Origin of the sequence: Pseudomonas sp. NFACC45 (assembly GCF_900113505.1) — a bacterium.
GTDB lineage: Bacteria > Pseudomonadota > Gammaproteobacteria > Pseudomonadales > Pseudomonadaceae > Aquipseudomonas > Aquipseudomonas tehranensis.
The window spans coordinates 186502-210128 of record NZ_FOPO01000002.1 but is presented as its reverse complement, the minus strand read 5'-3'; the positions used below and the strand labels follow the sequence as shown (position 1 = coordinate 210128).

The 23627-nt window shown below is 62.1% G+C and carries 21 protein-coding genes and 2 pseudogenes; 12 read left to right on the top strand and 11 right to left on the bottom strand.

Translation table 11 applies throughout. From position 1 onward, the window contains the following. The first annotated feature begins 62 nt into the window (after positions 1–62). Positions 63–836, top strand: coding sequence for an L-iditol 2-dehydrogenase (locus BM132_RS03850; RefSeq protein WP_092453405.1), 774 nt, complete (start codon positions 63–65; stop codon positions 834–836). A 194-nt stretch (positions 837–1030) separates the two neighbouring features. Then, positions 1031–1882 (top strand): CAP domain-containing protein, encoded by an 852-nt coding sequence (locus BM132_RS03845; RefSeq protein ID WP_092453401.1) that lies wholly within the window; start codon positions 1031–1033, stop codon positions 1880–1882. 136 nt (positions 1883–2018) lie between these two features. Here BM132_RS03845 and BM132_RS03840 read toward each other — a convergent pair whose 3' ends face one another. Beyond that, positions 2019–2894, bottom strand: coding sequence for a LysR family transcriptional regulator (locus BM132_RS03840; protein WP_092453399.1), 876 nt, complete (start codon positions 2892–2894; stop codon positions 2019–2021). 101 nt (positions 2895–2995) lie between these two features. On the opposite strand from BM132_RS03840, the gene BM132_RS03835 reads away from it, so the two are divergent. Genes BM132_RS03835 through BM132_RS03825 form a run of 3 tightly spaced genes read left to right on the top strand, consistent with a single transcriptional unit; the run spans position 2996 to position 6023 of the window. Beyond that, complete coding sequence (locus BM132_RS03835; protein ID WP_092453397.1) at positions 2996–4342, top strand: acyclic terpene utilization AtuA family protein; 1347 nt, start codon at positions 2996–2998, stop codon at positions 4340–4342. After that, on the top strand, positions 4342–4665 hold the full coding sequence (locus tag BM132_RS03830) for an AtuA-related protein (protein ID WP_177218136.1): 324 nt from the start codon (positions 4342–4344) through the stop codon (positions 4663–4665). Before BM132_RS03835 ends, BM132_RS03830 begins: the two co-directional genes overlap by 1 nt. Before the next feature lie 50 nt (positions 4666–4715). After that, entirely contained in the window at positions 4716–6023 is a 1308-nt protein-coding gene (locus BM132_RS03825; protein ID WP_092453393.1) for a CitMHS family transporter, read from the top strand. Between the two features lie 23 nt (positions 6024–6046). Here BM132_RS03825 and BM132_RS03820 read toward each other — a convergent pair whose 3' ends face one another. Further along, the gene (locus BM132_RS03820; RefSeq protein ID WP_092453391.1) at positions 6047–6940 is read right to left on the bottom strand and encodes an NAD(P)/FAD-dependent oxidoreductase; all 894 of its coding nucleotides are present in this window, start codon (positions 6938–6940) and stop codon (positions 6047–6049) included. A 146-nt stretch (positions 6941–7086) separates the two neighbouring features. On the opposite strand from BM132_RS03820, the gene BM132_RS03815 reads away from it, so the two are divergent. Further along, positions 7087–7521 carry an Rrf2 family transcriptional regulator gene (locus BM132_RS03815; RefSeq protein ID WP_092398055.1) on the top strand — a complete coding sequence of 145 codons (435 nt, stop codon included), beginning with the start codon at positions 7087–7089 and terminating at the stop codon, positions 7519–7521. Between the two features lie 106 nt (positions 7522–7627). On the opposite strand, the gene BM132_RS03810 is transcribed toward BM132_RS03815, so the two are convergent. From BM132_RS03810 to BM132_RS03795, 4 genes are all read right to left on the bottom strand, one after another. Continuing rightward, positions 7628–9085, bottom strand: a complete 1458-nt coding sequence (locus BM132_RS03810; RefSeq protein ID WP_092398053.1) for an amidase — start codon at positions 9083–9085, stop codon at positions 7628–7630. A gap of 16 nt (positions 9086–9101) precedes the next feature. Next, on the bottom strand, positions 9102–10352 hold the full coding sequence (locus tag BM132_RS03805; RefSeq protein WP_092398051.1) for an MFS transporter: 1251 nt from the start codon (positions 10350–10352) through the stop codon (positions 9102–9104). A gap of 11 nt (positions 10353–10363) precedes the next feature. Beyond that, positions 10364–11296 carry a SphA family protein gene (locus BM132_RS03800; RefSeq protein ID WP_092453389.1) on the bottom strand — a complete coding sequence of 311 codons (933 nt, stop codon included), beginning with the start codon at positions 11294–11296 and terminating at the stop codon, positions 10364–10366. Between the two features lie 70 nt (positions 11297–11366). Then, positions 11367–12359, bottom strand: a complete 993-nt coding sequence (locus tag BM132_RS03795) for a helix-turn-helix domain-containing protein (RefSeq protein WP_092453387.1) — start codon at positions 12357–12359, stop codon at positions 11367–11369. 150 nt (positions 12360–12509) lie between these two features. On the opposite strand from BM132_RS03795, the gene BM132_RS03790 reads away from it, so the two are divergent. After that, complete coding sequence (locus tag BM132_RS03790) at positions 12510–13520, top strand: GlxA family transcriptional regulator (protein WP_092453897.1); 1011 nt, start codon at positions 12510–12512, stop codon at positions 13518–13520. A 19-nt stretch (positions 13521–13539) separates the two neighbouring features. Here BM132_RS03790 and BM132_RS03785 read toward each other — a convergent pair. Further along, positions 13540–14480, bottom strand: a pseudogene (locus BM132_RS03785) (LysR family transcriptional regulator). A gap of 557 nt (positions 14481–15037) precedes the next feature. Between BM132_RS03785 and BM132_RS03780 the strand changes: the two are divergent. The 5 genes from BM132_RS03780 to BM132_RS03760 all read left to right on the top strand — a co-directional run bounded on the left by BM132_RS03780 (position 15038) and on the right by BM132_RS03760 (position 20273). Beyond that, a complete protein-coding gene (locus tag BM132_RS03780) occupies positions 15038–16489 on the top strand; it encodes a sensor histidine kinase (RefSeq protein WP_092453385.1) in 1452 nt (483 codons plus the stop codon). Then, on the top strand, positions 16486–17136 hold the full coding sequence (locus BM132_RS03775) for a response regulator transcription factor (protein WP_092453383.1): 651 nt from the start codon (positions 16486–16488) through the stop codon (positions 17134–17136). Before BM132_RS03780 ends, BM132_RS03775 begins: the two co-directional genes overlap by 4 nt. Positions 17137–17238: 102 nt before the next feature. Further along, entirely contained in the window at positions 17239–17613 is a 375-nt protein-coding gene (locus tag BM132_RS03770) for a response regulator transcription factor (RefSeq protein ID WP_092453381.1), read from the top strand. A 233-nt stretch (positions 17614–17846) separates the two neighbouring features. Next, positions 17847–19049, top strand: a complete 1203-nt coding sequence (locus tag BM132_RS03765; RefSeq protein ID WP_092453379.1) for an NAD(P)/FAD-dependent oxidoreductase — start codon at positions 17847–17849, stop codon at positions 19047–19049. A 312-nt stretch (positions 19050–19361) separates the two neighbouring features. Next, complete coding sequence (locus BM132_RS03760; protein WP_092453377.1) at positions 19362–20273, top strand: LysR substrate-binding domain-containing protein; 912 nt, start codon at positions 19362–19364, stop codon at positions 20271–20273. Between the two features lie 188 nt (positions 20274–20461). Here BM132_RS03760 and BM132_RS03755 read toward each other — a convergent pair whose 3' ends face one another. From BM132_RS03755 to BM132_RS03740, 4 genes and pseudogenes are all read right to left on the bottom strand, one after another. Continuing rightward, positions 20462–21442, bottom strand: coding sequence for an ABC transporter substrate-binding protein (locus BM132_RS03755; protein ID WP_256244142.1), 981 nt, complete (start codon positions 21440–21442; stop codon positions 20462–20464). Between the two features lie 110 nt (positions 21443–21552). Continuing rightward, positions 21553–21672: pseudogene (locus BM132_RS28630) on the bottom strand (hypothetical protein); the annotation flags it as partial. A 73-nt stretch (positions 21673–21745) separates the two neighbouring features. Then, the gene (gene argE, locus BM132_RS03745) at positions 21746–22948 is read right to left on the bottom strand and encodes an acetylornithine deacetylase (protein WP_092453373.1); all 1203 of its coding nucleotides are present in this window, start codon (positions 22946–22948) and stop codon (positions 21746–21748) included. Further along, positions 22941–23615, bottom strand: coding sequence for a DUF1028 domain-containing protein (locus BM132_RS03740; RefSeq protein ID WP_092453370.1), 675 nt, complete (start codon positions 23613–23615; stop codon positions 22941–22943). Before BM132_RS03740 ends, argE begins: the two co-directional genes overlap by 8 nt. Positions 23616–23627 lie beyond the last annotated feature (12 nt).

Genomic DNA, 23627 nt, shown 5'->3' with positions numbered 1-23627 from the left:
ATCGGCGCCACAAGGGCGCGCTCCCCTGTTATTTATTTTTGTCATTCAAGACAGGACAACCCATGAAACGACTGGAAGGAAAAAGTGCGCTGGTCACCGGTGCTGCCCGCGGTATTGGCAGGACGTTCGCCCACGCCTATATCAACGAAGGGGCTACGGTGGCGATTGCCGATATCGATCTTGGACGGGCCCAGGCCACCGCAGCCGAACTGGGCGCCAGCGCCTACGCGGTCAAAATGGACGTCACTGAACAAGCTTCGATTGACCAGGCCATCGAGGCGGTCGTGGCCCGGGCGGGCAAGCTCGATATCCTCGTCAATAACGCAGCGCTGTTCGACCTGGCGCCTATCGTGGAGATTACGCGCCAGAGCTACGAACGGCTGTTTTGCATCAATGTCGCCGGCACCCTCTTCACGCTGCAGGCCACCGCCCGGCAGATGATCCGCCAGGGGCATGGCGGCAAAATCATCAACATGGCCAGCCAGGCCGGCCGGCGTGGAGAAGCCCTGGTGGCGGTGTATTGCGCCACCAAGGCGGCGGTGATCAGCCTGACCCAATCCGCCGGGCTTGATTTGATCAAGCATCGAGTCAACGTCAACGCCATCGCCCCTGGGGTGGTGGAGGGAGAGCACTGGGACGGCGTGGATGCGCTGTTCGCCCATCATGAAAACCTGCCCCCGGGAGAAAAAAAGCGTCAGGTCGGTGCGCAAGTACCCTATGGCCGGATGGGCACCGCACAGGATCTGGTGGGGATGGCGATTTTCCTGGCCTCGGCGGAGAGCGAGTATGTGGTGGCGCAGACCTATAACGTCGATGGCGGGAACTGGATGAGCTGATAATTCGGCGGTTTTTGGCCTTAAATCGACGCAAATGGACTTATTCGCCTGAAAATTGATCCCACTACTTGAGGATTGTCCCAAACGGTACCCAGCGGTGCCGTTGCAAGGGATTTCAAGAGAGCGTGAATACCGTTGCCCCAGCCGGGCAAAAATTGCGCATCATAGGCGCCGTCCGCTCAAGGGAGATTTACATGCGTGCCATTTCATCCGTCATGCGTCTTATCGGGCTGTCGCTGGGCCTGGCCTTCGCCACCAGTGTCCTGGCCACCGAAGAGACGCAACTGGTCGAGTCCATCAACCTTTACCGCAGCCAGTCGCAAAGCTGCGCGGATCAAGCCTCTCTGGAGCTGCCGCCGCTAGCCATGGACTCGCGGCTGATCCTGTCGGCCAACGGCATTGGCGACCTGCAGCAGGCGCTGGCCCGCACGGCCTATCCGATGGTCAACGTACAGGCCATCAGCCTGTCCGGGCCGCGGGACGCGCAAGCTGCGATGAAGGCGGTGCGGGAGAGCTTCTGCCAGGTGGTGCTGGACCCACAGTTCGTCGACATCGGCGTCAGTCGCCTGGATCGCGAATGGCGCATCGTGTTGGCACGCCCGTTGTTGTCGGCGCGCCTGGGAGACTGGCAAGCCGAAGGCCAGAAGCTGCTGAAGCTGATCAACAGTGCTCGTGCCCAACCGCGGCGCTGCGGCACCGAAGCCTTCACGGCCACCACGCCCCTGGCCTGGAACGCTACGCTGGCCCTGGCCGCCGTGAGCCACAGCCGGACCATGGCCAACAACAACTTTTTTGACCACAAGGATCGCGACAGCCGTATGCCGGGCGACCGCGCCGAGCTGGCCGGTTACCTCGGCCAATTGATCGGCGAGAATATCGCCGCCGGACAGGATACGGCCCTCAAAGTGGTGGACGGCTGGCTGGCAAGCCCCGGCCATTGCGCCAACCTGATGAACCCGCAGTTCAAAGAGCTGGGCGCCGGCTATGCCGTGGACCCAAAGAGCGATGCGGGGATTTATTGGACAGCGATGTTTGGCACCCAATAGCGTTTGATCAGATCGCCTGGCACTGACGGGAATCCCGCTATCGCGAGCAGGCTCGCTCCCACAAGGGTTTTATGACGAACACGAAATGGAACACACTGTGGGAGCGAGCCTGCTCGCGATGACAATGGCACTGACATTACTGGCGAAGTGTTTGCCGCAAATGCTGCATGAACTGGCTCAACGAGGGCGACTGAGCCACTGGCTTGCGTTGCAACAGGCCGATCGAACGCTTGCCAGGCTGGTCAATGGCGATCACCGCGCACTGCTCACCAATATTGAACACTGCCGTGCAACTGGCCGGCAGCAGGGAAAATCCCAACCCTTCGCGTACCAGCGCAGTGGCGGTGCTCATGTGCGCCACCTCCCAGGCCGGCTCAGGCTCGACGTTCAGGTAGCGTAACGCCGCGTCGGCCAAGGGCCGGATACTGGTGTCGGGAGTCAGGGCGATGTAGGGCCTGCGTTTCCAGTCGTCCAGGCTGTCGCGCTGATGATCCTTGTGGGTCAGCAACACCAGATTGTCATCCAGCAGGCGCACGAAGCTCAGCCCGGACAGGTCGTCGGGTAACGAGGTAATGCCCGCGTCCACCTCGCCGCGCTGCACCCAGCCCATGATCTCCCCGGCCCGACCATCCAGTACGCTCACCCTTACACCCGGGTGTTTGCGTTGGAACGAAGCGATGACCACAGGCAGGAACGAAGCGGCGGCCGTGGGCAGGGCCGCCAGGCGCAGGGAGCCACGACTCAGGCTGAGAGTGTCGCGGGCGTCGCGTACGGCATCGTCCATGTCCCTGAGCATGCGCCTGGCCTGGGGCAGGAAGTGCTCGCCGGCCAGGGTCAACTCGACACTGCGAGTGTTGCGCGCCAGCAACTGCAAACCCATGGTCTCTTCCAGTTTGCGGATGCTGTAGCTCAGGGCCGGCTGGGACAGGTGAAGCTGTTCAGCGGTGCGCGTGAAGCTTGAGGTTTCAGCAATCAGGATAAAGGCACGAAGCTGTCGGAAAGAAACGTTCATGGCCGCACTTATAAAGATAATGGATCAATTGATTCTACCTTTAAAATTCACAGAACAATCCCTGCCCGCCACTATGGGCCATCCCATCAGTGGAAACGGACATGACCAAAACAATTCTCGTCGGATGCGGCGCCGGTTTTGCCAATGATCGCCCGGACGCCGCCTTGCGCCTGGCCCAGGATCTGGCGCAACGAAACGGCCAGCGCTACATCATGCTGGAGCTGCTGGCCGAACGGACGCTGGCCGAAGCGCAGTTGCGCAGGGGCCTCGATCCTCAAGCGGGATATGCCTCGCGCCTGTTCGATTTCCTCGAACCGATGCTGGATGTGTGTATCGAAGCCGGCATCCCCATCATTACCAATGGTGGCGCAGCCAATCCCAGGGCCGCCGCGCAGCGCCTGCGAGCAACACTGGCAGGACGCTATCGGACATTGAAAATCGCCTGCGTACTGGGCGATGACCTGCTGGAAGAAACCCCGCCGCGCTTCGAGCAATGGCTGCCCCAGGATTCCGCAGACGTGGTATCGGTCAATGTCTACACCGGGGCCGACGGCATTCATACGGCGCTGCAAGAAGGTGCTGGCATCGTACTGTGCGGGCGCGTGGCCGATCCCTCGCTGGCGGTGGGCGCGATTCGCCACGGGCTGGGCTGGGCCGCCGACGACTGGCAGAAAATGGCCATCGCCACCGCGACCGGGCATTTGCTGGAATGCTGCACCCAGGTCACCGGCGGGTACTTTGCCCACCCTGGGATCAAAGAGATCCCGGACCCGGCGAACCTCGGTTGCCCAATTGCCGAAATCCATGAGGATGGGCGCTTGATCATTGGCAAAACCCAGGACAGCGGGGGGCGCGTCAGCGAGCAAACGGTCAAGGAACAATTGCTTTACGAGGTGCATGATCCGCGCCGTTACCTGACCCCGGATGTGGTGCTCGACCTGGGGCAGGCCCGCGTCCACGACCTGGGTGATGACCGTGTTGAGGTCAGCGGCCTGCTGGGCCATCCGCGCCCCGATACGCTCAAAGGCTTGGCCGGTGTGCGCGGGCTATGGTTCGGCGAGGCGGAAATTTCCTATGCCGGCCCCGGTGCCGTGGCCCGTGCCGCCCTGGCCCGGGAGATTCTGCAGCAACGTTTTGACCGATTGGCGCCAGGCGTACAGCCCTGGATCGATTTGTCGGGTGTCGCCAGTCTGTTCAATGACCACAGTGGCCGCTATCTGCAACAAAGACTGGCCCTGGCGCCGGCCCTCGACGATGTGCGTGTGCGCGTCGGCCTGACCCATACCGATCAGGCAATGGTCCAGACCCTGTTGGCCGAGGTGGAGTCGCTTTACACCAACGGTCCGGCCGGCGGTGGCGGCGTTCGCCGGCACCTCGCTGAAGCCGTCACCACCCGCAGTTTCCTGCTGCCACGCAGAGAAATCCACACGACCCTGGAGTGGTACTGATGAACCTGATCACCCTCGCCGACTTCGCCCACGCTCGTGCCGGAGACAAAGGCAACATCCTCAGCATTGCGGTATTGCCCCTCGATCCGGCGCACTACCCATGGCTGCTGCGAGAACTGACCTGCGAACGAGTCGCCGAACAATTTGCCACGCGCCAGCCGTCCAAAGTGCATCGCTATGAACTACCGAATCTGCATGCGCTGAATTTCGTCCTCGAAGACGCCCTGGAAGGCGGCGTCAACCTCAGTTGCGGCCTGGACCGCCATGGCAAGAGTTTGAGTTATCTGCTGCTGTCACTGCGCCTGCCCCGACCACAGGGCTGAAGGACCCGCGCGCCCGTACCGTCGACAACAATAAAAAGAGAGGCTGCACCATGATTACAACGTTGGGTTTTTTGATGATGCTGGTCATCATCGGGCTGATCTTGCTGCGCAGGATCAGCCCCGTCGTCGCCTTCACCACCCTCCCCGTTGCCGCTTGCCTGCTGGCCGGTTTCAACCCCGGACAAATTGGCGAGTTCATCAAGGCCGGTTTGATCACCGTAGCGCCCACCGCCGCGCTGTTTCTGTTTGCCATTCTGTTTTTCGGGATCATGCGTGATCGCGGCCTGTTCGACCCGCTGGTCAACCTGCTGATCCGCAGCACCGGTGGCAAGCCGCTGGCCGTGGCAGTGGTCACGGTGCTGGTGACGTCGGTGGTGCATCTGGACGGGGTGGGTGCCGCGACATTTCTGCTGACCATTCCGGCACTGTTGCCGTTGTACAAGCGCCTGAACATGAACCCGGCCATGCTGTTGTGCCTGGTGGGCACCACCGCCGGGGTGATCAACATGGTGCCTTGGGGCGGCACCACTGCCCGGGCCGCCGCGGTTTCCGGGCTGGACGCCACCGAGCTTTGGCTGGGCTTGCTGCCAGTGCAACTGGTGGGTCTGGTTTGCATGTTGCTGGTAGCGACGGTACTGGGCTCGCGCGCCCAGCGTCGTCGGCCGATGTCTTTGGGAGCGGCCGCCAGCGTCGATCTGGACAGCCTGTCCAGCGAAGGTCGCGAGTTCGGTCTCTCGCCCCGCGACCTGCGGTACTGGCTGAACGTGGCGCTGACCGGCGCGATCCTGGCGTGTCTGTTCACCGGTATTTTTCCACTCTATGCCTGTTTCATGGTGGGATTGGGCATTGCCCTGCCGCTGAACTTCCCTTCCCTGGACGCCCAGGCCGAACGCCTCAAGGCCCATGCCTCCGACGCCCTGCAAATGGTCCTGGTGATGATGGCCGCCGCCGTGTTGCTGGGGGTGCTGTCCGGGGCGAAGATGTCCGATGGCATGGCCTTGGCACTGATCGACTTTCTGCCGGCCGGCTCCGCTCAATACCTGCACGTGATCGTCGGATTCTTTGGCGTTCCCCTGGGGATGATCTTTTCGCCGGACGCCTACTACTTCGCCCTGTTGCCAGTGATCAGGGACGTGGCCGCCGCCGCAGGCGTGCCCCTGGATGCGGTGGCCCGGGCCATGCTGATCGGTGAAAACACCGGTTTCTCCATCAGCCCGGTGGTGCCCAGCGTGTACCTGGCCCTGGCGTTGTCCGGCGTGGAGTTGCGCAAACACATCGCCTACACCTTTTTCTGGGCCTGGGGCGTCAGCCTGGTGATGCTCGCCTTCGCCGTGGCAACCGGGGCGGTTCAGGTTTAGATTTCAGGCGGGGAGCGGGTTTTTCAGTGTGCGCCGAAAATCAACGATCGGTGCACGCCCGATCCCGCCCGCACACCATCGCCCACGGACAGCGCCACCGAGCCGAACGGCATGGCCGCGTCACCACAGGCAAACACCCCCGGCACGCTGGTTTCACCGGTCATGTCGGTCTGGATGAACGCGCCGAGCGGGCCATCTTCGAACTCACACCCCAGAGAGGCGGCCAAGGCGCTGCCCACGCGGGTACGCGGTAAGACGAATAGCCCCTCAATGGCGACCACGCGCCCCCCTTCCAGCACCACATTCGCCCGCTCGCCTTCAATGCGTTCGACCGGTTCGGCCACCAGCGTCACCCCGCGTCGTTCCAGGCTGGCCCGTTGCTCCGGGTCCGGTTCGAATACGCCATTGGTAAAGAACGTCGTCGGCCCCCAGTCGGGAAGCATCAAGGCGTGGTGCAGCGACATGGGCGACGTTGCCAGCACGCCGATCGGCCCCTGGTCCAACTCATAACCGTGACAGTAAGGGCAGTGAAACACGCTTTTTCCCCAGCGCTCGGCCAGGCCTTGCACCGCCGGCAACTCATCGACCACTCCGGTGGCCAGCAGCAGACGTTGGGTTTGGAAATGCTGCCCACGGGCGGTTTCCAGGGTGAAGCCGCCCTCCTCCTTGCGGGCCTGGACCACGGTGTCCGACAGCCACTCCACCGTCGGATAGGCCATGAGCTGGGCACGGGCATCCTCGGCGATGTCAGCGGGCGCGCGGCCATCCTGTCCAAGAAAGCCATGGGAAGTCGCGGCAAACCGGTTACGGCGTAGCCCCCCATCGATCACCAGCACCTTTCGCCGGGCCCGTGCCAGTTGCAAACCTGCCGACATACCCGCGTAACTGCCGCCTGTAATGATGACGTCGTAGCCCATGAGCTTTCTCCAAGGGTGGTGTTCGAAGGACCGCCAAAGTCTCGACACATCGTAAGTTCCTTGAAAAGCCGCTGTCAACGATCTCGTAACTTTTGCAATTACAGGCGATACTCAGCCCGTCTCAACCACCGAACAACGCCGTTATCATGAGAAACGACACGCGCCTGTCCCGCATGCTTCATGTGCTCATCCACATGGACCGTCACCAGCAATCCGCCACCTCCGATACTCTCGCGCAGATGCTCGGCACTAACCCCGTGGTGGTGCGCCGGACCATGGCGCTGCTCAAGGAACAGGGCTACGTCACCTCGGAAAAAGGCCATCGCGGCGGCTGGACGTTGAGCAAGTCCCTGGCAGAAATGACCCTGCTCGACATCCATCAAGCCTTGGGCAGCACGTCGATTTTTGCCATCGGCCTGTCCACCGATCACCCACAGTGCCTGGTGGAACAAGCAGTGAATGCGGCGCTGACGGATGCATTCGATGAGGCCCAGGCGTTGCTGCTCAAGCGTTTGGGCAGCATCACCCTGGCGCAGCTGGCGGAGGATTTTGATCAGCGATTTCGGGACGGGCACGGCTGAGTGGTGGGAAGCGGGCCTGATCAGGCATCGAGATCGGCCCCCCCATCGAGGCTGGTTGTACCGTCTTCGAACCGGCCCGCTTGGCTTTATTGAAACATCGCCGCGTTCAATGACGACAGGCGTTCACCGCCGGCACCCGACCACGCCACGGCTGGGCGCGTTCCAGTTGCGCGGCCAGGGCCAGCAAGGTGCTTTCTTCGCCAAAGCGACCGGCAAAGTGCGCGCCCATCGGCAGGCCGTTGCTGCTCCAGGACAACGGCACAGACATCGCCGGCTGGCCGCTGGCATTGAACAACGCGGTGAATGGCGAGTAGCTGTGGTAGCGCTCGATCAATTGATCAAGACTCAGGCACACGTCCTGGATGTCCAACTCACCGATCCGTGCCGGCTCACGGGTCAAGACGGGGGTAAGGATCAGGTCGTAATCCTGCATGAACGACGCCAGTTGCCGACCCAGGGTGTGTATCCATTCCACGGCGGCCGCGTATTGGGCGCCGCTCACATTCCCCTTGTCCCGCAGGATGATCCGGGTGCGCACTTCCAGCTCTTCGGCCTGGACCGCGAGGCCGCGCATCTGACCCAGCAAATCGACATAGTGGCGCGTGCTTGCACCAATGATGGTGAACACCTGGTCGAGAAATTCCGGCAACACCACCGGCAGGTTCACCGGCTCGACACGATGCCCCAGGGATTCGCACAATCGCGCTGCCTCGCCCACCGCCCGCAAGCTTTCAGGCGACGTCGGCCAGGGGCCGAGTTGCTCGACCAGGGCGATGCGCAGCGGTTTCGGATCGCGCTGCACCGCTGTCACGTAAGGCAGCGCCTGCATCGGGGCGGCATAGGGCGCGCCGAGGTCCATCCCGGCGGTCGCATCCAGCAACGCCGCGCTGTCACGCACCGACAGGGTGATCCCATGGGGCGTGCCCATCCCCGCCCAGCCCTCCCCCACAATCGGCCCCGACGGCAACAGGCCACGGCTGGGCTTGAGGCCGAACACGCCGCAGCAGGACGCCGGCACCCGCAACGAACCGCCGCCATCGTTGCCATGGGCGAACGGCACCACCCGGGCCGCCACCAACGCCGCGGCACCGCCGCTGGAGCCCCCGGCACTGTAATCGGTGTTCCAAGGGTTGCGAGTCGCGCCAAACCGTGCGGACTCGGTGGAGTACGACGTGCCGAACTCCGGCGATGTACTGGTGCCGACCAACTGGCACCCTGCCCTCCGCAAACGCGTCACGACTTCCGCCTCGAAATCCGCCCGCGCGCTTCCCAGGGAGCGGGAGCCGTTGGTCATCGCCGCACCGTTGACCGGCGAAAACAGGTCCTTGATCAACGTTGGCACGCCGGCCAACGGGCCCTGCCCCATTTGGGGCATTTGCGCCGCGTCCCGTGCCGAATCGTACAATCGCTCGGCCACGGCATTGAGTTGCGGCTCGACCCGCTCGAGACGTTCGATGGCCACCTCGAGCAATTCGCCAGGCCGGACCTCGCCGCGCCTGACCCACTCGGCCAGCCCCATGGCGTCTTCGCGATCCATCAACTGGTGGATGTCTTGCATACTCATGTTTGGGATTCCTTATTCATGACGATGGACGTGAGCCGACAGGGCTGGTCTGGTCGTGACCACGCCTGCGCAGACCGGTTATTAGCCAAAGGAGTGCTACGACAAGGCTGGCGAACGCTAACCATTGGATGGACTGGCGCAGATCGCCGGCGAATCCTCCCACGCACGCCACCACCAGAGGACTGGCGAATTGACCGAGATAGAGAAATGCCGTGAACCCGCCCAACCCCCGACCACGGGTGCTGGCGGTCAGGGCGTTCATCACCGGTGCCATCACGTTGGGCACCAACAACCCGAACCCCAGGCCCTGGATGAATACTGAAACCAGCACCTCGTTGTAGCTTTGCGCGCGCGTCAGCAGCCATAGTCCAAGGCTCGCCAGCCCCAGCAGCAGCGCATTGCAACCGGCGATGCCGAAGCGACGGCGCAACATTGGCCACATCAGCGAACCGACCAGGGTCGCCAACAGGCTCAGCCCCGCTGCCATGCCGATCATGGTGCTGGAGGTAATGCCCAGGCTGACCAACAGCATCGGCGCCTGGACCGGTAAAACGAAGGCCAGGACCATGCCGCCAAAAATCATCAGGTTGCCCACCACCAGCGGCAGCACCGCCACTTTGGCCAACCCTGCCCCGCCGTTTGGCTGCTCGGTCACGGTGCGCCGCGCCAGCGGCGGCTCCCACAGCACCTTCATCATTACCGGCACCAGCAATAACGGCAGGAGATAGAGCAGAAACGGCAGGCGCCACGAATGCTCCCCGAGCGCGCCGCCCACCACAAAGAACAGCGCCCCCACCAGTCCGATGGTCACCACCTGCCGATTGACGTAGCGCAAGCGCTCCTCGTCGTGCCAGTAGTCGGCAATCAACGTGGCGCAACAGGTCATGACCGCCGCTTCGGTACAACCGAACAACAGCCTCGTCGCCACGATGGCGGGCAGGCTATCGAGCATGGCCGGCAAGGCGCCGAGCACGGCGTAAAGTAACGTGGCAAGCACCAGCAAGGCCTTGCGCCCGACGCGATCGGCCAACCATCCGGCCAGGGGTGCGCACAGGGCGATTGCCAGGGCCGGCCCGGTGACCGCCAGCGGCAACAGCAAATCGGCCCGGGGTTCCACGGGGCCGAATTCGGCACCCAAGCGGGGCAGGACGGGAGAAACCATCACCGACCCCATAATGGTCAAACTGCTGCCCAGCATCAGTACCAAGCCCTGACGCAGGCCTGCCTGACGCAACGGGGCCGTTGAAACGCTACTTGGTTGGTTCATGGCGAGTCCCTTCAGAAACTTTGAGAAATGCGCAGCGCCGTGGTGTAGCCCTCGGCACGGTTACGCGCGTCGAACTCCTTGTAGACGTGCAACCACACCGGCGGCATACCGGGCTTGAAGTAGCTCACCGCCGGCCCGACAGCCATCACCCGGGCGCGATTGCCCGCTTGCAGTCCTGGCGCATCGTCGTCGCTGAACTGGCGGTAGTAATAACCGCCCACGCCCACGGTCCAGGGCCCGACGTGTTGGCCCACCGCAAATTCATGGCGGTACTCAATGCCGTTCTTGTAGTCAGTGGCAGGGTTGCGCGTGTTGATGTCGACTTCGAAACTGGAAGACACTTCAAAACCGCTGTCGGAGAGGTAAGTGGCGTTGAGGATCGGCGAAAAGGTCCAGTGGTTGAGCCCCGGCGAAATCAGGCGGTTCTTGTCGTAGTCGCCGGTCGGTGCCTGGATCTGGAACTGGGTGTTGACGAACAGGTTGGGCGAGAGGGTCCACTGCAGGATCACCGGCAACAACTGGATGTCGGCCATGCGAAACGGATCGGCCGCAAGATCCAGCGGACCGATTGGCGTCTGCACCTGTACCGAAGCGTCCATCTGGAAGAACGGCACGACGGCGCCGAAGCCATATTTGGCGCCCAGCACGGTGTAATCGGTCATGCGCATATAGGCGACGCCGATGGACAGCACATCCAGGGAGAAATTGTTGTTCACGGACTTGCCGTGACGGTCCTTCTGCACGTTGGCCGAATAGAACGCGGTGCGCAGGCCGACGGTGCCAAAGGGCGTGGCCGGCGGCATCATGCCCGCGCCGAAATCATAGACCCCGACCGCCGTGGTCGGTGCACCGTTTTCGGTGCCATGGGCAGCGCCCCCCATACCGATCAGCCCCAAGGTCAACCAAGTACAGCGCCAGGCGTTTGCTTTTTTATTTTGATTCATCGAATGCCCCTCCAACCCTGTGGTGTTGGGGGTCATCCTAGGGAGCCGGCCGGTCAACCGTTATCCGTTTTCAGCACAGATGCGTGCGACGCAGGGTTTGGGAAGGTGTCTCACCGAACAGCACCCGATAATCGCTGGAAAAGCGGCTCAAGTGCCAGAAGCCCCAACGTGCCGCCACCTCCTGGACGCCCAGGGCCTGATCGCCGTTACGCAGTTCACGGCGCACGGCATTGAGGCGCAACGCCCGCAAATAGGCCACGGGATTGATACCCAGGGTTTCCTGGAAGCAATACTGCAGTTTGCGTCGGCTGGCACCGATGTGGTTGCACAGGTCAAGGATCGACAGCGGCTCATCGACATGGGCCAAGGCGTACTCCCGGGCGCGGTCGACCATGCGCTTGCGCGCCGTGGGGTTGAGCGGCGGCGCCTCGTCCGGTGCCACCAATTCCAGTATGTGCAGCATCACCGTGTCACGCAGGCCACGACGAATCGACTCGTAACCCAGCAATGAGTCACGCCCCTGCTCGCCCCCTTCAAGCTCATCGAATAACGCCGCAAGCTCGGCGGGCAGCGTCGAGTTGCCCAGACGGTAACACTTGGGAAGATCGGTAATTCGAAAGCGGCTGCGTTGACGTTCCAGCACATGCTCCAACGCCTGCTCGTCGATGGCGACACCGAGCAGATCCAGATGCTGGGGGGTGCGCAGCTCGGGCAGGTTATGCCCACGGGCCACCAACAGGCTGGGCTCGACAATCGGGTGCCCGGAACAAAAGACCGGCCCGTCCGCACTCAGCGGCACGCTGAAGGTGATGGCGCCCTCCCAGGCCGTGCCTTGCTTGGTCAGGGCCTGATTAGAGCGGTCGCGCACCAGTTGCATCCACTCGGAGCGGAACTCGATCAACTCGCCGTCGAAGCGCCCGGGGGTCAACTGGTCGTAGCTAACCTGCCAGCCGCCCATGTTCCGGGCGTGCTCGTCGATGTCTGTGGTGCGGAACCGATTGATCGGCAGCATCGGCACCCCGTCCGACGAGACCGCTGGCTGCGCCATGTTGTCATTGTTCATTGACCCGACCTTTGATGATTCCAGGGCTTATGGGTCCAAGCTCAGGCAAGTTCCATTCCGCCTGGTAGGCCACTCGTTCAATTGTGCCGAAAACGGATAGACTCTTTCACCGGCCCTGACAAACACCAGCGCGAAACGATCATGAACGAGATGACCCTGGATGTCGGCCTCGCCGCCGAGTCCATTTCCCAACCGCGCACCCTGGTATTCCTGGCCTATCCGCAGATGGGCTTGCTGGACCTGACCGGCGCCCAAACGGTGTTCTGGGCCGCCACCAAGGCCATGACCGAACGCGGCCTGCCCGGCTACGCCATGCACACCGCCAGCCTGGCAGGCGGATTGATGCAAAGCGCCGAAGGCTTGGTCGTGGATACCCGTGCCCTGCGGGAGCTCGACGGGACGCTCATCGATACGCTGATCGTCCCCGGCGCACCGGACATTCGGCAGGCGATGATCGACTGTGTCGATCTGGTGCAGTGGTTGCAAAAGGCCGCAGTCAAGGCCAGGCGCACCGCGTCGGTATGCAGCGGAACGTTTCTGCTGGCTCAGGCCGGGTTGTTGGACGGACGACGGGCCGCCACGCACTGGGCCATGTGCGAGATGCTCAAGACGGGCTTCCCGTTGATCGAAGTGGACCTGGACGCGATTTTCGTCCAGCAGGACAGCGTATGGACCTCGGCAGGCGTCAGTGCCGGTATTGATATGGCACTGGCCTTGGTCGAAGCCGATTGCGGTCGCGACGTGGCCTTGCAGGTGGCCCGGGAACTGGTGGTATTTCTCAAGCGGCCCGGTGGGCAGGCGCAGTTCAGCCAGTTGTTGCAATCACAGATGCAGGACAGCGCCGGGTTCGAGGCATTGCACCTATGGATTGCCGAGCATCTGGCCGACGATGACCTGACCATCGAGCGGCTGGCCCGGCAGGCGCGGATGAGCCCGCGCAATTTTGCCCGGGTCTACAAACGCCAGACTGGACGAACCCCGGCCAAAGCGGTCGAGATGTTCCGCCTGGAAGCCGCACGACGGCTGCTGGAAGACTCCCAGCGCAACATCGACCAGATTGCGCGCTCATGCGGTTTCGGTGACGAGGAGCGGATGCGCCACACCTTTCAGCGCCATCTCTCGATTTCCCCCCGGGAGTACCGCAACCGGTTTTCCCGCTGACGGCGCCAGCCCCCTACTGTCAGGCGACTTTTCTGGATGGCGCCTGCGGATCGGCCTGCTCGGCCAAGAACGCGCTGCAGCGGGAGCGTAACCAACGTTCAGCCGGATCATTGTGGGAGGCTGCGCGCCAGACCATGGACAGTTCGTGCTCAGGCAAGCGAATCGGGGCCGGTTCGGTCCGTAAACCTGGCGCCATCGTCATCGCTCGGGCGACATAATCCGGCACGATGGCGATCATGTCACTTTGCGCCAGTAACACCGGCAAGGCGCTGAACTGCGGCACCGTCAGCACCACCCGACGCTGTCGGCCCATCTGGCATAACGCTCGGTCCGAATCGTCAATGACATTGCCCATGGACGACACCACGGCATGGGGCCGACAGCAGAATTGGTCCAGGGTTAGCTTGTCGGGGTGAGAATCGGCCCGCAACAGCATCGGCCGGACCGCACGTAGCATCTTGCGCCGGGCGTTGGCCGGCAGCTCCAGGGTCGGCTGATCCCCAAGGAAATCTCTCCGCTGGCCAAGAGCTGCGACATCTGCCATTGATCGGTCCGGCGCACCACCAGCGTCATGCCCGGCGCCTCGCCTCGCAGCCGTCGCAGCAGGTCCGGCAATAACGCATATTCGACGTCGTCGCAGAGCCCGATATGGAAAGTGGCCTCACTGGTGCCCGGTTCGAATGTCTGGCAGCGGCTCAAAGCTGCGGCGATACAGTCCAATGCCGGAGAAAGATTAGAAAAAATCTCCCGCGCTCTGAAGGTCGGTTCCATCAGTCGCCCGGACCGAATGAACAAGGGGTCATCGAACATCACCCGCAAGCGCGCCAAAGCGTTGCTTATGGTGGGCTGTCCGAGGAACAGCTTTTCGCTGACGCGCGTGACATTTTGCTCATGCATCATGGTTTCGAAGACAACCAGCAGATTGATGTCAGCACGACGCAGGTCATTTCTGTTCATCATAGTCGTCGCCTCAGGCGCCAGGCCATTGAGTCAGGGTAGAGAAGTTCATCACCTGCGCCATCATCAAGACACTGCGGCGAAGGGGTGTTACGAGACTATTCCCCTACCGGACCCGTGTCTGTCGTACGTGGGGACACTCAGCCCACCCTTTGGGCAACATCATCGATACTTCGGTATATCTCCCCCTGGCGAACACCGCCTTTGTGGCGAGGGGATTTATCCCCGCTGGGCTGCGCAGCAGCCCCTAAAGCAGTGAACTCAATCTTCCTGGCACACCGAGTTGCCTGGTTTAGGGGCCGCTTCGCAGCCCAGCGGGGATAAATCCCCTCGCCACAAGGGAGGTGTGGGCACGGCCTGGCGGAATTTCAGGGTTTTATGTCCTACCTCGGCCCAAGCGGCGCTTCTAAGATACGAACCGATGCTCTGTCCCCCGACATCCCAGAGCGAGACCACGTAAAAACAAAAGGTCTGCCAGCGTGCCCCTACCCTCCGCGATGCTCAAGAACGTCTATGACAGCCTGCGATACACCCCATGCCAGAGGGGGCCGCGACTGTCGATGGGAATCAGTACCCATCCGCTGGTCAACGCCCTCGGCTGGCTGGTAGGCCTGGTGGTGGCCTGCGGGATTGTCATCATCAATTCAGAAACCCACTCCGACCTGGCCCCCACCCTGCTGTACATCACCTTGCTGTTGATGGCGGCCAATCTGTTCTCGATCAACCTGGTGATCACCGTCGCATTAATGTGCATGCTCTTGCTCACGGCGATGTTCCTGTACAACGGCGGCTACCATCGCTGGGATTCGACCACCGGTTTTTTCCGCTGCCTGACAGCGCTGTCGGCCATTGCCTTCCTGGCGCTGCGCAGCAAGCAGGCTTCAGACAGCTTGCGGCATAACGAGGCCTACCTGATCGGTGCCCAGCGTTTGAGCCAGACTGGCAGCGTGGGCTTTCGCGGTGATCGGCAAAACATATCCTGGTCGGAGGAATCTGCACGGATCTTCGAATACCCACCCAGCAAGGCGCCGACGGTTTCGATGATGTTCGAACGCACGCACCCCGAAGACCTTGAGCTGGCACGCGGAGTTTTCGAACAGGCCGCCCGCCGCGAACCGCAGATTGAGGTCAAGCTGCGCCTGCTGATGCCTGACGGGCGTATCAAGCATATCCACATGATCGCCAGCCCCTCGCTGTTGCAACACGGCCGTTTCCAGTACCTCGGCGCGCTCATGGACATCACCGCCAGCAAGCAGGCCGAAGAAGCGTTGTTCCGCGCTCAGACCCAACTGGCCCACGTCACCCGTCTGACTTCGCTAGGGGAAATGGCCGCCTCCATTGCCCACGAAGTCAACCAGCCATTGACGGCCATTACCAGCAGCGGCGAAGCCTGCCGCCGGTGGCTTCAACGCCCCGAACCCGACCTTAAGGAAGCCCTCGATTCCCTCGACCGGATCATCGCCAACGGGTGTCGCGCCAGTGAGGTCATCAGCCGCATCCGGGCGCTGTCACGCAAGTGTGATCCGATGCGTCGACCCGAGCCGCTGGACGATATCGTCAGCGAGACGCTCTACTTGGTCCAGCAGCAACTGGCTCATCACAAAGTCAGGGTGCAAGTGGATCTGGCGACGAGCGGCATGCAGGTCAGCGCGGACCGCGTGCAGCTGCAGCAAGTGATCATCAACCTGATCATCAATGCCTGCCATGCCATGGACGGGATCAAGCTGCGCGAGCCCATTCTGCAGATCCGCACCTGGCTGCAAGACAATGAGGCTGTGCTGGAGGTGACCGATCAAGGAACCGGCATCGCCGCCGACATTCTGCCCTCCTTGTTCAATGCATTTTTCACCACCAAGGAAAATGGCCTGGGCATGGGCCTGTCCATCTGCCGGTCCATCATCGATTTTCATGAGGGCAGGATCTGGGCAACCAGCGAGGCTAGCCAAGGCACATCATTCAGGTTCGCACTGCCGTTGTTAACGTGCGCATCGTTGTCCGGGGAGCCCCAATGAATCCTTATTCCCACAAGAATCCAGTCACCTGCACCGCCCCCCTCGTCTACATCGTTGACGACGATGCCCCTCTGCGCGAATCCCTCGGCAGCTTGCTGCGCTCCATTGGCCTGCAGGTTCAACTGTTCAGCTCGGTCGCAGGGTTCATGCAGCATCCCAGGCCCGATCTGCCCAGTTGCCTGGTACTGGACGTACGCCTGCAGGGCACCAGCGGCCTGGATTGCCAGCGCGAGCTGGTTGCCGCCAACGTTCAACTACCGATCGTGTTCATGACCGGCCATGGCGATATCGCCATGACCGTTCGAGCGATGAAGGCTGGCGCGGTGGATTTCCTTGCCAAGCCGTTTCGCGAGCAGGACCTGATCGATGCTGTGGCCGCCGCCCATCAACAGGATCGGCTGCGTCGCGAGGCCGAGCGCAACCACCAACACCTGCTTGAGCGCTACATCACCCTGACGCCGAGGGAGCAGCAAGTCATGGCGCTGGCGGCGTCGGGCCTGATGAACAAGCAGATTGCCGCCGAGATAGGCTTGAGCGAAATCACGGTCAAGATTCACCGTGGCCAGGCCATGCGCAAAATGTCCGCGCGCTCCTTTGCTGACCTGGTACGCATGGCCCAGGCCTTGGAACTTGCCCGCGACCAGTAACGTTTTCATACCCACGTATACTTGGCGGGACGCCCGGACCGCGTATCTTGCAATGATCGCGGGTGGCTCTATGGCTACCTGATATCACTGCCAGGTATCAACATGTCCAACAGCGCAATAATTTCAGTCGTTGATGATGACGAATCGGTCCGAATTGCGCTGGATGGCTTGTTACGCTCCCACGGCTATCGGGTCAACACATTCGCCAACGCCCTGCAATTTCTGTCTTCCAGTGAGCCTGGCAAAACCGCCTGCCTGATATCGGATATACAAATGCCTGGCATGACGGGCATTCAGATGTATGAACAGCTGTCTTCCCTGGGCATTCGTATCCCGGTCATCTTCATTACCGGCCATCCCGGCGCTCCACCCCGTCTCAGCGCGGCGGCTCCCAAACCGCTGGCATTTTTCCCAAAGCCGTTCGACTGCGCTGCACTGATCGCTTGCATCGAGTCGGTACTTGAACGTCCTTTTTGACTTGCGCCGCCCATACCTTCGTATAGCTCACCCCCTACCCACGCATAGGCCCGATGACCCTATGTAGAAGTGTTGGATGTGATCGCCGCGAATACCATCTGCTGCAGCGAGCCGAAGCTGGATGCGCTGGATGTTCAAGCATCCAAGCCACGCAATTTTGGGTATTTCGCAGCACTGGCACGCGGGGCAAACCCACCCTTTCAACGTATCGATTTTGTCTTCGGGAGCAAATCATGAAACAGCATATTCTGGTGATTGGCGCAGGTTTCGGCGGGGTATGGAGCGCCCTCGGTGCAGCCCGCCTGCTGGACCAGCACGATCGCAATGACGTACAGATTACGGTCCTGGCGCCACAAGCGGAGTTGCGAATCCGGCCCCGGTTCTATGAGCCGAATGTCCACACCATGATGGCTCCGCTGGGCGGGCTGTTCGATGCGGTGGGGATAACATTCGTGCAGGGCTCGGCGAGCACTATCGACGTCGATAGCAAACGGGTTGGCTACGTGGACGTCTTCGGGACACAGGGCACGCTGGGCTACGACCGCCTGGTGCTGGCGGCGGGCAGCAAACTGATCCGTCCCGACCTCAAGGGCATGATGGAACATGCGTTCGACGTCGATGAGATCGAACAGGCAACACGCCTGGAAGCCCACATCAAGTCCCTCAAGAATCTGCCGGACAGCCCTGGCCGTAACACCGTAGTGGTGGCCGGTGGTGGTTTCACCGGCATCGAAACCGCGACTGAGATGCCGGCGCGTTTACGCGCCATCCTGGGCGAGGACGCCAACATCCGCGTCATCGTGGTGGAGCGTGGGCCGCAAATCGGCGCGTCGATGGGCGACGGTATTCGCCCGTCCATCATCGAAGCGTCCAACCACCTGGGCATCGAGTGGAGGGTCAATGTGTCGGTCGACTCGGTGGATGCTGACGGCGTCACCCTTTCGGATGGCCAGCGTATCGAGTCCAGGACGGTGATCTGGACCGTGGGCTTCCGTGCCAGCCCTTTAACCCAACAAGTGCCGGGCACTCGCGACCCTCAAGGTCGCCTGCACGTCGATGGACATCTGAAGGTAGTGGGACAGAACGACATATTCGCCAGCGGTGACGTGGCCTATGCCGCCACCGACACGCTTGGCAACTACGCGGCGATGTCCTGCCAGCACGCCATCGCCCTGGGGCGCTATGCTGGCCACAACGTCGCGGCGGACCTACTGGGTGTCGCGCCGATGACCTACAGCCAGCCCAAGTACGTGACTTGCCTGGACCTGGGTGCCTGGGGCGCGGTATTCACCGAAGGTTGGGACCGCCAGCTCAAACTGGTCGGGCAGGAAGCCAAGGAACTCAAAACCCAGATCAACACGGTGTGGATCTACCCTCCGGCCGCCGACCGTGCCACAGCCCTGGCTGCGGCTGATCCGTTGATTCCGGTGGCTTGACTCACCTGCCATAGCCCGGCCAGTCCCCTCCTTCTGTGCCGGTTTTCCCGAACACCTGCCGTTGCTTTTTGGGCAGGTGTTTTTTCAGTCCATGTGCCACGTTTCGAACCCATCGGTCCTTCGGCATGGGTGATGGTGCCGTTCTCTCTTCGGTCTATGGAGCTCAACCTGGGCGCCGTACGTTCCAAAACCGTGCTTATCCTCACCCAGTTCAAATATCGCCATTGCCCAGCAAAATGCGTTGCAATGCCCGCCCCTCGCACAAGCGGCACAAGGTAAGGTAGACAAAAATCATCCTGATCGAGGTGTACCGTGGCCTCCTATTCCCTGCGTCAGCTGAAATACTTCGTCACCACTGTCGAGTGTGGCAGCGTCGCTGAAGCCTCCCGCAAGCTGTACATCGCCCAGCCCTCGATTGCGACCGCCGTCAAAGGGCTGGAAGACAGTTTCGGCGTGCAGTTGCTCATCCGTCACCACGCCCAGGGTGTGTCACTAACCCCCAGCGGTGCGCGCTTCTATCGCAAGGCCCAGGAACTGCTGCGCATGGCGCGAGAGTTCGAGCAGAACGCGCTGGCCGATAACGACGTGGTCAGCGGTCAGATCGACATCGGCTGCTTCGAGACTGTCGCACCCCTGTATTTGCCCCGATTGATCGCCGGTTTCCGCCAGCGTTACCCAGGCGTGGAGATCCGTCTGCAGGACGGTGAGCAACAGGAGCTGGTGCAAGGTTTGACGGGGGGGCGTTTCGACCTGGCGATTTTCTATGAGCACGACCTGGACGGCACCATCGAGACCGAGGCGCTGATGGCGCCGCAACAACCCTACGCGCTGCTGCCAGCGGGGCACCGCTTTGCCAGCCAGGCTCAGGTGTCCCTGCGCGACTTGGCACTGGAGCCGATGATTCTGTTGGACGTGCAACCCAGCCGGACCTATTTCGTGAGCATTTTCGAGGAGTTGGGCCTGACACCGAACATCGTTTTCAGCTCACCCTCGATCGAAATGGTGCGTGGTATGGTCGGGCAATCGTTCGGCTTTGCGCTGCTGGTAACCCGGCCACATTCCACCTGCACCTACGATGGGCAGCAAGTGGTGCGCGTCAACATCGCCGAGGACGTCACCGGTTCGGCCCTGGCGGCGGGATGGCTCAAGCGCGCGCACCTGACCAAACCTGCGCAGTTATTCGTGGATTACTGCAAAGAGCAGTTCAAACAATGGCTGGCCTGATGCCCAGTCAAACACCGAACCCTGTGGCGAGGGAGCTTGCTCCCGCTGGGGGCGAAGCGCCCCCAAACCCAACCGACTGGATCAACCTGGCACACCGCGAGAACCAGTGTTGGGGCTGCTGCGCAGCCCAGCGGGAGCAAGCTCCCTCGCCACAAAAGGCTCTGCTCGCCGCAAGAATGGTTCGATGGCTAGCGAGCTGCCCAGGCGTTGAAGCGCTGCTCCAGTTCTTCGCCATGGTCAACCCAGAACTCGGCATCCACGGCCCGGGCTTCGGCCAGATTGGCTTCGGCGGTAGGCAACTGCTCCTGGACTGCTCCAGGCAGCAACGCCAGCGTTTTGCGATGCACCGGTCCATAAGGGATGTTTTCCGAGAACACTTTCTGCGCCTGCGGCTGGCTGGCAAAGGCAATGAATTGCTCGGCCAAGGCCTTGTTCGGCGTTCCCTTGACCACCGCCCAGTATTCCGGGTCATACAGGCTTTGCGGCCAGACGATACTCAGCTTCATGCCCTCCTTCTGCGCTGAAGCGATGCGACCGTTGTAGGCGGCGCTCATCGCCACATCCCCCGCCACTAACCACTGCGCCGGTTGCGCACCTGCCTCCCACCACTGGATGTTCGACTTGATCTGGTCCAGCTTGGCGAATGCCCGCGACACGCCTTCGGGGGTGTTGAGCACCTTGTACAACTCCTGCGCCTGGACCCCGTCGGCCAGCAAGGCAATTTCCAGGGTGTACTTGGCCCCCTTGCGCAACCCGCGCTTGCCCGGGTATTCGGTGACGTTCCAGAAATCCGCCCAGGACTTGGGTGCCTTGGCCAACTTGCTCTGGTCATAGGCCAGGACCATCGACCAGACATAAGTGGCCACACCACATTCGGTGAGAGTCCCCGGCACAAAATTCGCCGGATCACCCAAGGCGCTCAGATCGAGCCTTTCGAACAGGCCCTCCTCACAACCGCGCAACAGCTCGGGACTTTCGACTTCGACCACGTCCCAACTGGTGTGGCCGGCCGCGACCATGGCCTTGATCTTCGATAACTCGCCATTGTATTCGCCGGCGACGATGCTTCCTGCACCGCTGGCGTTGAAGGGTTGGAAGTAGGCCTTGTCCTGGGCCTGCTTGGTGGCGCCACCAAAAGAGATCACGGTGAGGCTCTGTGGCGCGGCCATGACACTGCCACTCAACAGCACCAGGGCACACGCAATATTGCAACGCAAGGATCTGGACATGAAGCGGTTCCTCGAAAAGCCGGCTCGCCCGCACGAGCCGGCGACGGGACTCAGAGGCGACCGTAAGCGCGGGCGGTGCGATCTACAGCAATACGGGTCTTGTCGACCAGTTCGTTGATGTCGGCATGGCTGGCTACCAGCGCCGGGGCCATGATCATCCTGCCCAGGGTGCCGGCCTCATGAGGCCGGCCGTCAATCAGGGCGTTATTCTTCAAGCGCAGTTGCACGGCCCGAGCTTTCCAATCATTGAAATCGTTCACCGCAAATTCCCTGTCTCAAGAAGTCGTTGGGTTCGCTGAGATGGCTCGCCAGGCGATCCATCAATCGGTCGCAGGCCACCATCTGTTCAACGCTCACGTATTCATCGGCTTTGTGCCCCTGATCCATGCTGCCGGGGCCGCAGACCACGGTCGGGATTCCAGCCTGATCAAACAGGCCGCCTTCGGTGCCAAATGCCACGGTGCTGAAGGCATCACTGCCGCACAGCTCGGCAACCAGACGCGCGGCGGCGCTGTCCGGCGCGGTTGCCAGGCCCGGGTAGGCGGACAGGGGTTCAAACCGGATCGCGGTGTCGCCTTGCACGGCCCGCATCGCTGGCAGCAGCGCCTGCTCGGCGTAATCGCGCAATTGCTCGACGACGACCTGCGGGGCGAAATCCGGTAAGGCGCGCACTTCGAAATCGAAGCGGCAATCCCCCGGGACGATGTTCAACGCGGTGCCGCCCTGGATCACGCCCACCTGTACCGTTGAGTACGCCGGATCGAAGCGCCGATCGTGTAGCGCCGGTTCGGCCAGATTCGCGCCGATCTCCCCCAACCGACCGATCAGCCGCGCTGCCTGTTCGATGGCGTTCACCCCGTAGGGCGCATAGGCCGAATGACAGGCCGCCCCTTTGACATGGCAACGCATCGCCAACTTGCCCTTGTGGCCCAACACCGGTTGGAGTTGGGTGGGCTCGCCAATCAGGCACAACGCAGGCGGGGGAATGCGTTGCGCCAGCACTTGCAGCAGGCTGCGCACACCCAGGCAACCGACCTCTTCGTCATAGGAGAACGCCAGATGCACGGGCCGGCGAAGCGGGTTGGCGAGGAACATCGGCACCGCCGCCAGCACTGCAGCCAAATAACCTTTCATGTCGGCGGTGCCCCGGCCGTACAGCTTGCCGCCGGCCTCGCTCAGGCAAAACGGATCGACCGTCCAGTGCTGTCCGTCCACCGGCACTACATCGGTATGACCGGACAGCACGACGCCACCGGGCACCGCTGGGCCGATGCTGGCTAACAGGTTGGCCTTGGTCCGCTCGGGGTTGTAGATCAGTTCGCAACTCACGCCCAGATCGTGGAGGTAGCCACGCACGAACTCGATCAGCGCCAGGTTCGACTCGCGACTGACCGTGGCAAAGCCCACCAGGCGGGCGAGCAGTGCGCGGCTGCGCAGCTCACTCATCACCCGGCACTCCGTAGCTGGGGGCCTGGGTCGGATCGAGGGCGCGGGTCAGGTAGTCCTGTAGTTGCGGCTGATAGGCCAGCCACAGTTTCTGCAGCTCAGCAATGGGATCTTCCTGGGCCCAGTCGACACGCAAATCTACGATCGGCCAGGTGAGTTCATCCACCACCGACAGCGCTGCAGAGTGCACCGCTCCGGCTTCACCACCGGCGCTCTGCCCGGCCTGCAAAGCACTCATCAGGCGCGCAGCAAGACAGCCTTCGCTGTGTTCGAATGCTGCAACCATGGCGTCGATCACGCCCACACTGGCCAACAGATTGCCGGCCGCCACGCATTGCTCACCGGCCAGCGCGTGATGGCTGCCCAAGGCGTGGCTGCCGCTGAAAATCGCCGTGCCTCCGTGGGCATCCACCACCGCCACCTGGCGGTACTGGCTGTAGCCATTGCGCGCCAGGGCGCGGTCGACAGCTTCTTGGGCGGCCAGGCCGCCGGCCAGTTCGTCGAGGATCTGCGGACCAAGGGCCGGCAGCGTGATGTTCTGGCTTGACACCGCGCCAACACCGGCCCGTAACCAGGGGCAACGGGCACCGACGGCAATGCTAGAGGAACTGATGGCGATGCCCAACTGGCCCGTCTCGGCGCAGCGCCCGACAATGGAAAAAGTCATGCTCCACTCTCC

Coding starts and splice junctions, on each gene's coding strand:
- BM132_RS03800 (WP_092453389.1), bottom strand. CDS start 11,296: ATGAATCAAAATAAAAAAGCAAACGCCTGGCGCTGTACTTGGTTGACC.
- BM132_RS03805 (WP_092398051.1), bottom strand. CDS start 10,352: ATGAACCAACCAAGTAGCGTTTCAACGGCCCCGTTGCGTCAGGCAGGC.
- BM132_RS03825 (WP_092453393.1), top strand. CDS start 4,716: ATGATTACAACGTTGGGTTTTTTGATGATGCTGGTCATCATCGGGCTG.
- BM132_RS03740 (WP_092453370.1), bottom strand. CDS start 23,615: ATGACTTTTTCCATTGTCGGGCGCTGCGCCGAGACGGGCCAGTTGGGC.
- BM132_RS03845 (WP_092453401.1), top strand. CDS start 1,031: ATGCGTGCCATTTCATCCGTCATGCGTCTTATCGGGCTGTCGCTGGGC.
- BM132_RS03790 (WP_092453897.1), top strand. CDS start 12,510: ATGACCCTGGATGTCGGCCTCGCCGCCGAGTCCATTTCCCAACCGCGC.
- BM132_RS03835 (WP_092453397.1), top strand. CDS start 2,996: ATGACCAAAACAATTCTCGTCGGATGCGGCGCCGGTTTTGCCAATGAT.
- argE (WP_092453373.1), bottom strand. CDS start 22,948: ATGAGTGAGCTGCGCAGCCGCGCACTGCTCGCCCGCCTGGTGGGCTTT.
- BM132_RS03765 (WP_092453379.1), top strand. CDS start 17,847: ATGAAACAGCATATTCTGGTGATTGGCGCAGGTTTCGGCGGGGTATGG.
- BM132_RS03755 (WP_256244142.1), bottom strand. CDS start 21,442: ATGGCCGCGCCACAGAGCCTCACCGTGATCTCTTTTGGTGGCGCCACC.
- BM132_RS03850 (WP_092453405.1), top strand. CDS start 63: ATGAAACGACTGGAAGGAAAAAGTGCGCTGGTCACCGGTGCTGCCCGC.
- BM132_RS03780 (WP_092453385.1), top strand. CDS start 15,038: ATGGGAATCAGTACCCATCCGCTGGTCAACGCCCTCGGCTGGCTGGTA.
- BM132_RS03815 (WP_092398055.1), top strand. CDS start 7,087: ATGAGAAACGACACGCGCCTGTCCCGCATGCTTCATGTGCTCATCCAC.
- BM132_RS03810 (WP_092398053.1), bottom strand. CDS start 9,085: ATGAGTATGCAAGACATCCACCAGTTGATGGATCGCGAAGACGCCATG.
- BM132_RS03795 (WP_092453387.1), bottom strand. CDS start 12,359: ATGAACAATGACAACATGGCGCAGCCAGCGGTCTCGTCGGACGGGGTG.
- BM132_RS03840 (WP_092453399.1), bottom strand. CDS start 2,894: ATGAACGTTTCTTTCCGACAGCTTCGTGCCTTTATCCTGATTGCTGAA.
- BM132_RS03770 (WP_092453381.1), top strand. CDS start 17,239: ATGTCCAACAGCGCAATAATTTCAGTCGTTGATGATGACGAATCGGTC.
- BM132_RS03830 (WP_177218136.1), top strand. CDS start 4,342: ATGAACCTGATCACCCTCGCCGACTTCGCCCACGCTCGTGCCGGAGAC.
- BM132_RS03775 (WP_092453383.1), top strand. CDS start 16,486: ATGAATCCTTATTCCCACAAGAATCCAGTCACCTGCACCGCCCCCCTC.
- BM132_RS03820 (WP_092453391.1), bottom strand. CDS start 6,940: ATGGGCTACGACGTCATCATTACAGGCGGCAGTTACGCGGGTATGTCG.